Source organism: Gryllotalpicola protaetiae (assembly GCF_003627055.1).
Taxonomy (GTDB): Bacteria; Actinomycetota; Actinomycetes; order Actinomycetales; family Microbacteriaceae; genus Gryllotalpicola; species Gryllotalpicola protaetiae.
Map to the genome: position 1 here is coordinate 1,568,854 of NZ_CP032624.1, position 13,033 is coordinate 1,581,886.

The 13,033-nt window shown below is 66.7% G+C and carries 17 protein-coding genes; 6 read left to right on the top strand and 11 right to left on the bottom strand.

Annotated features, from left to right (window positions below):
• Nucleotides 1–3: 3 nt before the first annotated feature.
• From D7I44_RS07650 to D7I44_RS07670, 5 genes are all read right to left on the bottom strand, one after another.
• Nucleotides 4–1,368: a leucine-rich repeat domain-containing protein gene (locus D7I44_RS07650; RefSeq protein ID WP_120788953.1), complete on the bottom strand. Its 1,365-nt coding sequence runs from the start codon at nucleotides 1,366–1,368 to the stop codon at nucleotides 4–6.
• An 85-nt stretch (nucleotides 1,369–1,453) separates the two neighbouring features.
• Nucleotides 1,454–1,834, bottom strand: a complete 381-nt coding sequence (locus D7I44_RS07655; protein ID WP_120788954.1) for a hypothetical protein — start codon at nucleotides 1,832–1,834, stop codon at nucleotides 1,454–1,456.
• A gap of 34 nt (nucleotides 1,835–1,868) precedes the next feature.
• Nucleotides 1,869–2,231, bottom strand: a complete 363-nt coding sequence (locus D7I44_RS07660) for a hypothetical protein (RefSeq protein ID WP_120788955.1) — start codon at nucleotides 2,229–2,231, stop codon at nucleotides 1,869–1,871.
• A complete protein-coding gene (locus D7I44_RS07665) occupies nucleotides 2,228–2,416 on the bottom strand; it encodes a hypothetical protein (RefSeq protein WP_120788956.1) in 189 nt (62 codons plus the stop codon). The genes D7I44_RS07660 and D7I44_RS07665 overlap by 4 nt, the downstream gene beginning before the upstream one ends.
• Nucleotides 2,409–3,110, bottom strand: coding sequence for a J domain-containing protein (locus D7I44_RS07670; RefSeq protein WP_162940126.1), 702 nt, complete (start codon nucleotides 3,108–3,110; stop codon nucleotides 2,409–2,411). The genes D7I44_RS07665 and D7I44_RS07670 overlap by 8 nt, the downstream gene beginning before the upstream one ends.
• 584 nt (nucleotides 3,111–3,694) lie before the next feature.
• Between D7I44_RS07670 and D7I44_RS07675 the strand changes: the two genes are divergently transcribed.
• Nucleotides 3,695–4,441, top strand: a complete 747-nt coding sequence (locus D7I44_RS07675; RefSeq protein ID WP_120788958.1) for a TIGR02391 family protein — start codon at nucleotides 3,695–3,697, stop codon at nucleotides 4,439–4,441.
• Between the two features lie 383 nt (nucleotides 4,442–4,824).
• On the opposite strand, the gene D7I44_RS07680 is transcribed toward D7I44_RS07675, so the two are convergent.
• On the bottom strand, nucleotides 4,825–6,087 hold the full coding sequence (locus D7I44_RS07680; protein ID WP_120788959.1) for a hypothetical protein: 1,263 nt from the start codon (nucleotides 6,085–6,087) through the stop codon (nucleotides 4,825–4,827).
• A gap of 96 nt (nucleotides 6,088–6,183) precedes the next feature.
• Here D7I44_RS07680 and D7I44_RS18115 point away from each other — a divergent pair, with 96 nt between their 5' ends.
• Entirely contained in the window at nucleotides 6,184–6,327 is a 144-nt protein-coding gene (locus D7I44_RS18115) for a hypothetical protein (RefSeq protein WP_162940127.1), read from the top strand.
• A 66-nt stretch (nucleotides 6,328–6,393) separates the two neighbouring features.
• Here the strand turns inward: D7I44_RS18115 and D7I44_RS07685 are convergent, their stop codons facing one another.
• The 5 genes from D7I44_RS07685 to D7I44_RS07700 form a co-directional block, all read right to left on the bottom strand.
• The gene (locus D7I44_RS07685; protein ID WP_120788960.1) at nucleotides 6,394–7,095 is read right to left on the bottom strand and encodes a hypothetical protein; all 702 of its coding nucleotides are present in this window, start codon (nucleotides 7,093–7,095) and stop codon (nucleotides 6,394–6,396) included.
• Between the two features lie 197 nt (nucleotides 7,096–7,292).
• Nucleotides 7,293–7,436 carry a hypothetical protein gene (locus tag D7I44_RS18120; protein ID WP_162940128.1) on the bottom strand — a complete coding sequence of 48 codons (144 nt, stop codon included), beginning with the start codon at nucleotides 7,434–7,436 and terminating at the stop codon, nucleotides 7,293–7,295.
• Entirely contained in the window at nucleotides 7,433–7,870 is a 438-nt protein-coding gene (locus tag D7I44_RS07690; protein ID WP_120788961.1) for a hypothetical protein, read from the bottom strand. Before D7I44_RS07690 ends, D7I44_RS18120 begins: the two co-directional genes overlap by 4 nt.
• A gap of 137 nt (nucleotides 7,871–8,007) precedes the next feature.
• Nucleotides 8,008–8,706 carry an HNH endonuclease gene (locus D7I44_RS18680; protein ID WP_120788962.1) on the bottom strand — a complete coding sequence of 233 codons (699 nt, stop codon included), beginning with the start codon at nucleotides 8,704–8,706 and terminating at the stop codon, nucleotides 8,008–8,010.
• A 183-nt stretch (nucleotides 8,707–8,889) separates the two neighbouring features.
• A complete protein-coding gene (locus tag D7I44_RS07700) occupies nucleotides 8,890–9,327 on the bottom strand; it encodes a hypothetical protein (protein WP_120788963.1) in 438 nt (145 codons plus the stop codon).
• A gap of 664 nt (nucleotides 9,328–9,991) precedes the next feature.
• On the opposite strand from D7I44_RS07700, the gene D7I44_RS07705 reads away from it, so the two are divergent.
• The 4 genes from D7I44_RS07705 to D7I44_RS07720 all read left to right on the top strand — a co-directional run bounded on the left by D7I44_RS07705 (nucleotide 9,992) and on the right by D7I44_RS07720 (nucleotide 12,939).
• On the top strand, nucleotides 9,992–10,240 hold the full coding sequence (locus tag D7I44_RS07705) for a hypothetical protein (RefSeq protein ID WP_120788964.1): 249 nt from the start codon (nucleotides 9,992–9,994) through the stop codon (nucleotides 10,238–10,240).
• A 193-nt stretch (nucleotides 10,241–10,433) separates the two neighbouring features.
• On the top strand, nucleotides 10,434–11,198 hold the full coding sequence (locus tag D7I44_RS07710) for a hypothetical protein (protein WP_162940130.1): 765 nt from the start codon (nucleotides 10,434–10,436) through the stop codon (nucleotides 11,196–11,198).
• Between the two features lie 100 nt (nucleotides 11,199–11,298).
• Complete coding sequence (locus D7I44_RS07715) at nucleotides 11,299–11,850, top strand: hypothetical protein (RefSeq protein ID WP_120788966.1); 552 nt, start codon at nucleotides 11,299–11,301, stop codon at nucleotides 11,848–11,850.
• 471 nt (nucleotides 11,851–12,321) lie between these two features.
• Nucleotides 12,322–12,939: a hypothetical protein gene (locus D7I44_RS07720; protein WP_162940131.1), complete on the top strand. Its 618-nt coding sequence runs from the start codon at nucleotides 12,322–12,324 to the stop codon at nucleotides 12,937–12,939.
• The last annotated feature ends 94 nt before the right edge of the window (nucleotides 12,940–13,033 follow it).

Consider the following 13,033-nt stretch of genomic DNA (forward strand, 5'->3'; position numbering starts at 1 on the left):
CGGTTAGTGGATCGGCACGGAGCCGAGGGTGGGCTGGGTGACCGAGGCCTGGATGCTGAGCGTCCCGCTGACGGATGTCAGGCTGTGGAAGCCGGTGATCTGGATGAGCGCGGTGTTCCCGGTGACGCTGAGCGCGACGGTCGTGCCTTCGCCCAGGGACGTCAGCGCGTTGAAGCCAGAGATGTCGGTGAGCTGGCTGTCGCTCGCCACAGCGACTCGGGTCACGTGCGTTAGCGCGTTGAACCCTGAGAGGTCCGCCAGCTGACCGTTGTTGGAGACGGTCAGCTGTCCGCCGATCGTTGTGAGTGCGGGCAGATCGACGGAGGTGAGCTTCGTGCTGGTGATCAGCGCGTCAGTACCGATAGACACGAGCGAGCGAAGGTCGACCGAGGTGAGCGATGCGCCGCTGATCGTGAACGATGTCGGGATCGTCGCGAGCTTCGGAAGCGAGATCGAGGTTAGTGCGGCACCGCTCACCTGCAGGCCTCCCGCCGACCCGTTGACAGCTTGGAGCGTCGTCAAGTCCGGCAGGCTGATGCTGGTCAGCGCTGCGCCGCTCACCACGATGGATGCCGACGACCGGATGTTCTGCAAGCCGTTCAGGTTGACCAGCGAAGCGCTCGAGTCGTTGATCGCGCCGAGATGCGTGACGGCGGCGTCCTGGAAGCCGGCGAAGCTCCCGACACCAGCCCCGAACCAGTGTGTGCTCGTGTCGTATGCCTGCGCCTTCGCGTCGTCGAGCGCTGCGGCGTCCGCCTCGGTGAGCGCGACGGTCGCGTCGTCGGCTGCGGTGCCATCGCCCTTGCCGAGAGCCTCGACCACCCAGGCGTGGAGGGCGGGGTCGGGGATGGACCAGGTGGCAGAGGCTGCGGCGGAGTGGGGGTCGATCACAGCTGGCGACGGGCAGGCAGGGGCGGTCCCCGAGGCCGCCGGTGCGATGGCCGACTGCGTGATGGTCTGAGACTCGGAGCTCGACCAGAAGAAACGGCCGGTCCTCGATTCAATGCCCAGGCAGTAGCCGTCGTCGGACGTCGCGATCGCGAAGTGCTCGGCGGGGTTGTCGGAGAGGGCCTTGAACGCGGTGCCGTCGGGTGTGCTGGTGTTGCTCGAGAGCGCGTCACGGCTGCCGAAAGCGTTGGAGTTGGCGTGGAAGAGCTGCTCGGCACTCTGGATCGTGGATGCCTCGCTCTTCGCGCTGTTGTCCTCGGCCCACGGCACGATCCACACGACGCCGAGGACCACGGCGCCGATCACGGCGATGGACACCGAGACGGCGACGATGATCTGCGGGATGGAGACCTCGATGCCGGCGGCGGATCGGAGGACGCCGAGCGGGTGTCGGAGGCGGGGTGCTGGTGCGAAAGTCATGCGCTGGTCTTTCGATTTGAGGTGTGGTTGCCGGCCCGGGGGCGAAAGGAAGGAGGAAAAGCCCTCCGGGCCGGCAAGTCTGTGGTCAGCTGCCGGAGGTCCCGGTGTAGCTGTTGCTGCCCGTGTTGGCGTGCGAGATCAGGTGCAGGATCGCGTTCGCGCCGTAGTCGAGGAAGTTGACGACGGCGGGGATCAGGAGGCCGGGCGCCGCGAGGACGCAACCGGCGAGGAAGGCCCACAGCAACGTGTCGAGTCCCTTGTGAGCTCCGCCACCGCGGCGCTTGTCGAAGATCCACTTGCCGATCGCGAAGACGACGAGGATCACGCCGACGATCGTCATCAGGTTGAGGATCTGCGGGCCGACGGTGTCCTGGACGCTGCTCCACAGCGTGTTCCACGGGGTGACGAGGTCGATGTTCCCGGTCGTGCTCCCGTTGTCCGCGAGGATCAGTGCGCTGTGCGTCATACGAGGTATGAGCGCGGCAGCCGTTTCGAGGGGATCAACCCCAGGGGTGTCGGGACGCCTCGCGCGGAGCGAGCGCATCAGCCAGTGCGATGACGGGCTTTGCGCCCCGTCGCGCGGATACGATGTCGCCGATCGTCCACACGCTGACATCCGTCTCGAGGGTCGCGGAGACCAGCTCGATCACCTGCTCGACCTCGCGCTTCGACCGGCCCGTCGCCCGCAGGAGCTGTGCCAGTCGGATACGCCTGACCGGCGCCCCCTGCTCGCTGCACGCAAGGTCGAGCACCTGCCCGATCGACGCGCGACCGTGCCGAAGAGCTTCGAGAACGGCGGTGCGCCGCTCGTGAGCTGACTGGCGCGCGGCTGAGGCGGCCGAGCCACCGAGGCAGACGGTCATCGACGGTCCGGGGTGATCAGGACGACGCCAGCGACGAGGGTCGCCGCCGCGAGCATCGGAATGGCGGCGAGGGCGAAGACAGGCGCCCCGGCCGCCAGGAAGTACGCGCCGAATCCGAGGTCGACCGCGGCGCTAGCCCCGCAGACAGCGAGCTGCCCGCGCTTCGATCCGAGGAAGTCACGCATCTGCCGCCTCCGCATCTGAGCCCGTGTTGACCCACGCCCACCGCAGCGCCACCGGTGCGCAAATCGGTGCGATGATCGCGGCGACCACGGTGAGGGCCGGCGCCCCATGGACTGCGAGTACGGCAGCGGCCGCGACGCCGAGACCGGCGAAGACGAGGCCCCAGATGCAGGCATCACCGCGGGCGTTGCCGAGAAGCGCGAGAGCCGACAGGGCGAAGGTCGCGCCTGTGGCGAGCGTGGATGAGGTCAGGGCCACGGCGAGCAGGGCGATGACCATGACGAGACCGGCGGTGAAGCTCAGGGCGAAAACCGCACGCGGGCTGAGCGTGGGCCGGCGGTGCCGGGACGAGTTCGTCGCCAGCTGCTCGGCGATCCACGCGTGGAGCTGCGCGGTGCGCTCCGCCGCCTCCTCGACGCCCGGTGACGGGATCGTGGCGGTCGGGCGATCGACGACCGTGCGCGGTGCCCACGGGTCGGGGAGTGGCTGATGGAAGTGGGCGCGATTCGCCGCGACGTCGTAGAGGAGGCGATGCGCGGTGTTGAGGCGCGCGGCGAGATCGGTTTTCTCTGGGCCAGCGACATCAGGGTGATGCAAGCGAATCCGACGTTGGAAGGCTTTCGAGATGGCGCGCTGGTCGGCGTCCGGGTCAAGGTCGAGGAGGGTGCGGGCCTCGGCGAGGGTCATCGTGCTCACGGGGTATATGAGCGCGGCGAGGCGCGGAACGCAGAACGCCCGCCGGAATCGACGGGCGTTCTGCTGCTGCTCCCTGCCACGGTCACAGCTCAACGAGATGGTCGACGGAGGAAACAGGAAAACTCCGTCACCAGTCCTATGCGGCGGGGTGGCGACCGGCTGGGTTGCCTGCTCTTCGAGTCAGTTGATTGACAGCATCAGTTGTGGGCGTCGACTCACATTGGGCCAATGCCAAACGCATCTGGCCAATCGCGAGTCAGGGCAACGCTCAAACTGCAGGGCGTGGCCGGAGTGACGAACGCGCCGCCGGGTCGAAAGGAACTGCTATGGGCAGCGCTCGAGCCCGAACCGTCGGACGCCCCGGAGCAGTTCATCTGGGATCGGCAGCGAGCATGGCAGCCAGGTTCCTAATGAAGCCCTTGCAGGAATGCTCGAGCGAAGCAGTTCAGAAACGGTGTCAGGGTCACGGGTGCCCCGGACACTTCAAAGTGTGAGCATCAATCGCACGTTGGCTGCGGCAAGCACCGAGCGACATCAGCTACCTCGTGCGCGAACGCTGAACATGGCGCCGATAAGGTCTGATCGTGGACGAACCTTGGGTGATCGAGCGACTCCAGTGGTGGATCAAGACAGCGCGTAAGGCGCGTCGGACTTCGTGGAGCAGCAATAGAGGCAATCAGGTCTACGGCTTCATGTACGACTCAAGCCCGCACTACAACGAGCTTCGTGCCGCTTCCGCGCAGACGCACGCGATCATCTGCAGGGTCCTCGGGCGCAACAACATTCCCGACCTGATCCGGCGTGCCGACGACGCCTACTGGGTCGATGTCGGGATCGAGTACGCCGAGCATGCCCTCGCCGTCATGCAGACGCGTGCGGAGACGCAGGCGAGACTCGGTACCAGCGCCCCCACCATGAAAGCGGATGCCTTGCATCCCCTCATCTGGGATGCCGCCTCAAAGCGCTGGGAATCGGCGCACTACTCGGATGCGGTGCAGCGGGCTGCCACCGCGCTGAGCGGCCTCGTCAAGGACAGGACGAGCCGATATGAACTCGGTGACAAGGACCTGATGAGCCAGGCGTTCTCTCTTGCGGCACCTCAGCCGGGCAAGCCTCGGCTGAGGTGGCCTGGCAGCGATGAGGACCTGACGGTGATCGCAATGCGGCAGGGCATCCTCAACTTGGCCCAGGGTGCGTTCTCAGCGATCCGCAACCCCGCCACCCACACCACCGACGAACTCCCCATGCAAGAAGCTCTTGAGCAGCTGGCAACACTCAGCATCCTGACGCGCTGGATCGACCGCTGCGAGCTGCAAGAGGCCCCCGCGTAACGAAGGTCAACCGACGGTCGCAGAACGCAACGCAAACGTTGGTCTATCGGCTCTGTTTATCGTCTCATTTCCACTTCCGTCGCTGACAGCGTGAGCCTGACGCTGAGTGAGGTGCTGGCGGTTCTGCTGGGGTGCGACGCTGCATTCGGTGACGACCCGGAATCGCTCTTTACGATCGGCCGACAGCTCGAGCGACACCTGCTCGCCGTTAGCTGTTCGCCTGGCGCTCGATGTCCACGACTTCCCAGCTTCGACCGGCGCGCCTGACGATCCGCCCTGCGGGCCGATCCGCGGCGCCGGCAAATCGTCGCCGACGATACGGATGCCGGGACGCATGACGGTACGGCTGCGGGTCGGAGGCGCGCCGGAGGCGTCGGGGAGGACTAGGGCTTCACGTTCTTCGGAAGTTCCTGCAGGACGAGCTTCAGAACATTCAGCGCCATGTCTTGCGCAGACCCGTCGCTGGCATCCTTTGCTGCTTGCGCGGCGGGCTCCCACGCGTGGCCGAATGCGCGGTCGATGAATGTCGTCTTGATGTCTTCGATCGCTTTATCGTCGAGGTCGGCAAGGAATGGCTGGAGTGCCCGGATGTCCAGTTCTTGGCGGCGGTACGCGGTCGCGCGTTGGATGGCCTGCCCGCCGAACCGGAACGCAACTGCGCTGAGGCTGCCGAGGACCAGCGTCAGCCCGATCTTCAGGACGATGTTCTCCCAGCGGATGGTGTGGTCTGCGAACCAGCCGAAGGCGAAGAAGATGACGATTGCCCCGATGAGAACCGCGACTGCGCCAACGCCATACGCGATGTAGGCGACCACGCGCTCGTTCTGTGCGCTCTTCTCAAACTTCTCGGCCATGATGTCGCCGGCGACGATTTGGGCGAGTTCCTCACTGCTCGTGCGCAGCGTCGAAATCCGGTCGAGCTGCTCCTTGGCGCTCGCCTCCGACGCGGTGATCCCGCTCAAGTGGGGCTTCGCGAGGTCAGCGAAGCTCTTCTCCTGCTTCGTCAGCCAATCTTGGAACCCGGTCTCCCGATCGGTCTGTGCGCGAACGAACAGGTCGCCGTTCTCCTTGAGAGCAGTCGTCAAGCGTGTCTCGTCGCCTTCGATCTGCGACTTCAGCGCGGCGACCGCCTGCTGGGCTGAGCTCACCTCCGCCTTCAGGCTGTCGATCTGCGTCGTGAGTTCGCTCTCGCGTGTGGCCGCGGCGTCTTGGGCCTCCTTGAGCTGCTGGGCGAGCCCGTCGCGGCTCTTGTCGAGTTCCTCCTTGTAGGCGTTGAACGCTCGGGTCACGTCGGCCTGCGCCCGCCCACCTGCTATCGGTCGTGGGAGCGCGATGATCGCCGCGCGGAGCGCGTCCGCCAGGTTGGCCGCGTTTTCCACATGACCCATATTCGTGTTCGACGAGTACGCCCGAAGCTGGCCGTCGATCTGACTGAGGACGTTGTTCATCTGATCCAGCTGTGCCCTACCGGTGAGCATCGGATCGCCGCCGTCGCGGTACCCGTCCGCGGCCCCGAACAGCTCTCGGATTTCGTCGAGCCGCTCGATCGCGGGCTTGTCGCCGGACTTGTTGATGTCGTCAAGGGCGTCGCGCGCGCTGGCCAGGGCGGTCCACGCGCCGTGGCCCGCGTAGTCATCGACGTTCATGAAGCAGCTCCTCGGCGAGTTCGTGGTCAACGGCGATGTTGACCATAGACCCGGGCACCGACACGGGAAGTGCGAAGGGGACCCCACGTTCGGGTGATGGCCCGCTCTACGGCACTCGGCGGTGGCCGCCCGATCTGCACGTCATGCGGCCGCACGGCGGCGGCTCTGGCGGTGATCCTGACCCGTTGGGCGACGGTGACGGACCGCGCCCCCGCGATCTCGAAGCTGGGACGCGGGTAGGAGCAACGCAGAGCGCCCCGCGCCCGGTTCGGGGTCCGGCGCGGGGCGCTCTTGGTTCTGAGCCCATTACACTCGCGGTGCTCGGTTCTCCTCGTTCTGCCAGTGGATGGCGATGAACTGGGCGACATCGTCAGGGTCGATGCCGTCCGCCTGCGCCCCAGCAATGTTCTTGCGGTTGAGCGCGACGGCCTGGACCGCGTTGGGGACGTCGTGGATCTCGAGAAGGCGAGCGACGACGCCTGCATAGCTGTCGACAGTCCACTCGTGTCCGCTGATCTCGATGGTTGTCAGGCCGTTGGGGAGCTGCGCAGGTGCCTCTCCGAGTTCGATCCGTCGCTCGTCGAGCTCGCGGATGAGTCGCTGGACGGCGCGCTCGTCCGTGATGATCTGGCGGGCTTCCGCGAGGGGGCTGTCGGCGTCCGCCGCCTGTTCGGCAAGCTCAGCCGCGTTGCGGAGGTCCGGATCATCGGTGGTGAGCGCGTGGATGTACTCACCCACAGTGGGCGCGCCGGTCGCCTCGTCGGTGAACCATCCCGGGATGGACTCGTCGAGATGCTTGACCTTCCACGATTCCAGCGCCCCGTTGGCGTGGAGGATGCGCTGTGCAAGAAGCCAGTCGTAGTGCTTCTGCTCCTCCGACAGCTCAGCGGCGAGCCCGATCTCTGCTCCGCGCTTTGGCTTGGCCTCCGCGATCTTTCGCGTGTGCGCTTTCGCGCGGGCCGTGCCGTCTGCGCTCTTGCTGGCCTTGACGTTGATTGTCCTGCTCATTTTGCTATTGCTGACTTTCTCGTAAGTACTACTCACTGATGGGACTTGTGTCCCAATGGACTTGATGTGCGCGGGGAGCCCGCAGAAGCGCCATCTTGACGACGACGCCCACTAGATCTGGTGAGGCGTCGGCCGTTGTCGAACGGCGCTCGAGTGTGGGACGGTCGCGGGTCAAAACGACCGCCCCACACCTTCACCTATGCGCGCGTGCCGGCGGCGGCTGGGCTGGCCGTTCTCCAGCGCTCCCGCTTCCTCGCGGCCACCGCGTCGACGACCCGCTGCGCGACGAACAACGAGGCGAAGAACGCGAGGAAGGCGACGGCGAAGATGAGGGCGCTCATCGGCGGCGAGCGTAGGGTCGACGGTCCGCGATGGTCCGGCGTTTCCGGTCGATGCGGTCGGCTTGCCGGCGGAGGGCTCCGCGGTCCGGCTCGGGGGCGTCGCTCGCCAGCCGGCGGAGGGTCGCGGCGTCACGGCCGAGACTCTCGGAGAGCAGCTCGAGATCAGACTTGGTCGGCTCGGCGTAAGGGTCCTCGGGCGGCTCGGTGTCGTCTGCTCGCCCGTGCCCCTCGACGTATGCGAGGACGTCTGCGGCGCGCGCGACGTAAGGGGCGCCCGAGCTGGTGCGAGGGAGCAGCGGGATCGGCAGCTGGCCACGGTAGGCCTTCTGGCGGACGCTGGGCACGCCGATCTCGAGGATCTCCGCGATCTCGCGGAGGGCGACGAGCTTGTCGCCGCCGATCAGCTGGCGGGCTTCTTCGAGGCTGATGGTCACTGGGGTCCTGTCTTTCTGCCGGTGGCATCCGGCTATCTCGTTGTGACGCCTGGGCGGTGTCGTAGGTGAACATGCGGCGAAAGTCGGACAACGGCTGAAACCCGCGAGTATCCGGCTGATACGCGCCTGTCGGACAGTCAGGGGCGGACGAGGGCTGAGCGGTTCGCGAGGTAGATCTCGCCGGTCTGCGGGTCGCGCCGCCAGGCACCGCTCCCCGCTGCGAGATCGCCAAGCACGAGCCGCGCGTGGGGCTCGCGGCCAGCGGCGATGTCGCGCGCGATCCAGTCGGCGATCGAGAACTCGCGTTTCGACCGGTTACATCTGCCACACGAGGGCACCCAATTTCTGGCGTCGTGGGTGCCGCCGGCGGCCAGAGAAATGATGTGATCCACCCCGAACTGTGCCTTGGTCGGTGTCCCGCGCCCGGAGAAGCCATCTGCGCGAACGACAAGTAGGTGTCCGCAGTAAACGCAACTCGGTGTAGCACCTGTCATCGCGGCGACGGCCAGTCGCTCGTCTGTAGTCCAGGTGGCAGCGACGCCGGCGGCCTCGTTACGGCGGGCCCGATTCTCGGCTGCACGTGCCGCCTCGCGGATGAGTTGCTGCAGGTGGCTGCGGCTACAAGCGAACCGGTCCCTCTGCGAGGGCGGGGCGACCACGAAATGGGAGCAACGCCGGGCCCGGCAGCGTTCGACGCGGAAGCCGCGGTGCAGGAGGCGGGCACCGATGCTGGCGCAGGTGGCCGAGCACCAGCGTCGGCGGCGAGAACCTGTGGGGATGGCCTTCTGGCACAAGGCGCAGAAACGGGTGGGGGTATGGGTGTGCGAAGTCCGCATCGCCGACGTCCAATCGAGCGAGCCCCTCGGAGTGGGAGCTGTGCGACTTGGCACATGCGGCGATGCGCGGACGGGGCCGGATCAGGAGCCCCGAAGATGCAGAAAGACCCCGGCGGAGTGCCGGGGTCTTTCACGATTGGACGTCGTGTATTCGATGTATGCGGCGACGCCGCGGGCTCGCTCCTACGCGGCGAGAAGCGCCTGCACGCGGTCCTCAGGAACGTCCGTGTGCAGGCTGGTCGCGACATCGCTCGGGTTGAACCCACGCAGCTGATCCGCGCGGATCGTCTCGCGCTCAGCTGCGACCTCGTCGAGGGCGGTCAGCGGGTCGATGCCGCGGACCACGAGGTCGTGGGCGACGTGGGCCCAGAAGGAGAGCGCGGGCACACCGCGCCAGCCGACGCCGGAGTATTCGCCGAGGCGCTCATCGGTCAACGCGGCCAGGCGGTCACGGAGGAGGAGATGAGTCGCAAGGTCGAGGTCGAGCTCGCCGGTGCCGGGGAAGCGGGGAATGTCGCGTTCGGGGAGCTCGAAGCCGATCGCCTCGACGACGCGCTGGTGGACGCAGGCAGGGGACCGATCGAGGATCGCGCTCTCGATCTCGGCGAACGTCGCGGACATGGGTGGCTCCTCGGGTCAGGTGGTGTTTCCTTCACCTAGACCTATGCGGTGAGCCGGCCGACGGCTGGGTTGAGCAGCGCCGCATCGAGAACCGAGAGGGGCGCCTTGAAAGCCACGACGGGCCGCCTGTCGCGTTTTTTGACGGCCAAGAGGGTGCTGTCGCGCCCGAATCGACCACCTCGTCCGATGTCCGTCGGACGGCTACTTCCCAATCGGGAGTAAGGGAGAAGGCCGTTTCGGGGTCCGCGTCTGAGGTTCGAGCGCCAGAACAGGACCTATATAGAGATTTGGATATTTCCTAATCCTGAAATCGGGGGAAATACAAAGCCCAAAATCCCTATGTGTTGTTGTTTGTTAAACCTAATACTGGAGAATTCTTCTTCTTCTATTACTGTTTTACCCCTGGTCAGCGGTGGTTTTCGGCTGTATTATCTTCCGTCGGATTTCGTCGGACAACCAGGACAGGTTTTCTCGGACGCGCTATGCCGTGCGGCCACCTGGCGCGACAGAACCCTTTGCCGCCCGCTCCACCCACGGGCGAGGTGAAATCGCGCCTAGGGGGCGCACAGCGCCGCTGAGAGATATATGAGCGATCCCGGTGCATCAGCCGAGCGTTCCCTGACCCCGCATACCCCTCGCGCAGCTCGCCGCGCTCATCAGAGGTATGGCAGACCACACCTCGTTCGACCTCCTCGCCCTCTCGGTCGGCATCCCCGACCACCGCCCCGCTGACGCGCGCCACGGCGCCGTGGTCGTCCTCGCCGGCACCGGCCAGATCAGCGGCCCTTCGCCGTGGCCCTCCCTCATCCGCAAGCGCGCCGGCACCCACGCCGACGGCGCCGCCAATCTCGCTGCGCTCCACCGGATCGCCGCCCGTCAGCACACGCTCGTCGAGGAACTGACCCGTGTGTGAAGCGCTGCCCGGTGACCGGTGCGAGATCTCGCAGCACGGCGAGCATCGCGCTCAGGTCCAGCGTGCGTGGCGGCAGCGCCGAGCAGCGCATCGAGAAGACCGCAGAGAGGTTGCCCGGTCCACAGCTCGGTCCGTCGTCACGGGCGCCTCGCTCACCACATCTGAGTCTCTAATCCCATCCGTCGCTAGCCCCGTGGAGGCCACCGTGTCCCGATCCCAGCTCGATGCAGTTCTTGAGTCGAGGACCGCTGTGCTCCGGTTGCTCGACGTCGAAGGGGAGGGTGAGATTCCCGGGCTCCCCGATCGCGACCGGGCTTCTGTCATCACCGACCTGGTCCATGACGAAGCCGGGCGCCTGACCGCAGTTGTGCTCGACGATGGTCACCGGCTCGACGTCGGCGGACGCGTCCGATTCGAGGATGGACTCCTCGTGATCCCCGACGGGGACGCGCGCGCTGTGTTCCGTATCGAGCAACCCGACCAGCCGCCGATCGGCGTGGCCGACTTCGCGGGCGTCGAGCCAGAGCGCGTCAGACTCATTCGGGAAGCGCGGGACGCGCTTGGCCTGGTCGCGCAGGTCGCCGTCGAGGAAGCCCGCACGCGAAAGCCTGCCGATCTGAGTGAAGTGCCGGTGATTGCCGCCTCGATCCTCGGCTCACTTCGACGGGCCCGCGCGGTCGCCGACGGTGCCTGGCAGGCATCCCTGGGCCTCGACGACGCCGCCTGGCGCCAGGTCCGTGCAGATCGCGACCCGGCGCTCATCCAGGTCGAGCTCGCGGCCGTCGAAGCGTGGCACGGGAAGGCAGTGAGCATGGTCAAGCGGCTCGACGAGGCTGTCGCTCGATACGCCGACGGCAGGCGGCCGATTCCCGCGCAACTTGAGGCGTGGAGCCAAGACATCCGTGGGTTCCGTGGCGGTCTCGCGAAGGAGCTCACGCGACTGCGGGGGACCCAGTGAGCCCGGCGGACGCTGTCCGGCATTCTGGAGCCCCATAGGGCGTGGCGGTCCACCTCAACTGGGGCCCACCCGGCTCCCACCGATCCGCTACCGTCAGCTGATGAGCTGGCTCCCGACCCTCGCGACGGCAGTCGCTGTGGCGAGCGGAATCGTCGGCCTCTTCGCAGCAGCTTCGCGCTATTCGGAGCCGCTCCGCATCCACGGACGGATCAGCCGTCTTCGCGACGCCCGAGATGCATCCACGCCAAAATCGTCGTCCGCGACCGTCCTCCAGTCGCGTATCGACCGAGAGTCTGCCCGCCTCGCCGTCATCGCTACGATGCGCGTGCCGGCGTCGCTGCGTTTCTTCCCATGGATCACCGTCGTCCTCCCGGCGGTCAGCGGACTCTCGGTGTGGTGGCTCCTGGCGACCGCCGATGGAGACGGCGCCCTCGTCGCCCTGGTCGCGTTCCTGGTCGGACTTATCACGGCTCTAGCCGTCGCGGTTGCTGTTGCGGTGCTCTGGGCGCGCCGCTTACACCGCGAGCGGTTCGTCCAGCGTCTCCTGGACGCTGCGCCGGAGGACGTGCCTGCCCTGGTCGCGGAAATCGAAGTGTCGCTCGAGGAGATCGACAAGCAGCCCTCGGGTAAGTCGGCCGTTCGATCGGCGTGACAACGGCCGGCCGAGATGCCCACGGCAAAGGCGACGGCTGACGAAGCGCCACCACCACTCACGGCTCGCCGGCTTCGCCCGCTCGCCGACCCCGCGGGCCTTCGGCCCTACGCACCGCCATCGACACGCAGCTCCACGTCCCTTCGACCCGTTTGCGTGCTGCGCGAGCTTCGCTCGCTTCGCCGGCACGTCGGCTGAACGGTGCGCGGCGCTCAGCGATCCGCTACGGCGCAGCTCGACGAATGTCGAGCGCAGCACGCGGGCGAGACGGATGCTCGGCGGTTGCGCGGAGACGCGTTACGAAGGTCGGCGAGCGGGCGAAGCCGGCGAGCCGTTGAGTGACAGGGGAGCGAGGTCAGCCACCCGCATGGCCACTCGGGTGAGTATTCATCAGATTCTGCTGGCCGCTGAGTCTGAACACCTGTAGCGTCTGCGCCAGTCAGCGATGTGCCCTTGGGATCGGAGAACGACGTGCCCCTCGAGTTCGAGCTTCCGGACTACTTCGAGCGTCCCGAGCTGGTCTTGGCTTCCTTCACGGCGACGGTCTACGAAGATCTCGACTCGGTCGTCGAGATGCGAGAGGCTCTCTTCCTCGACCGTGACGTGATCGGGGACGTCTTTGATGAGAATCTCGTCGCGGCCCTCGAGGCGATCGCGGAAGCCTGGGGGCCAGTCGCGGACACGCGGGACTCGTTTGTTGAGTCGCTCCTCGCCGCAACCCCCGAAGTTCTGAGCTTCTACGGCCTCATCGGGCTCGAGCTCCGAGCGAAGATCATCGGCTGGGAGTACGCGCGCGGCCGACTCGAGGCAGCACTTGACTCACCGAACGTAGAGACCGTGGGATCGGACCACCTTCTACCCCAACCGGTCCCGCCGGTTCGCACGGCCGGGCGGCTACGTCGTCTCCTTCGCGCGATCAACCGGCCCGCAGTGCGCAGGGTTGCCCGGGGCGTCGAGCGCTCCCTGGGTGCCGCCGACGTGGCGCTGGGGAGCGCTGTCAAGTTCATCCCGCACCACGAGAAGCTCGTTGAGATGAAGGAGCTGCTCGAGAATCTCGCAGGCACCTTTGCCGACCAGGCTGAGGGCTGACCTCCAGCTCGCTGCACCGCGGGCGGCACGATAGCGTGGGCCGCCGTCAGCTCGCATCGCACCACCTTCTTCGATCCGTCTGCGTGCTGCGCGA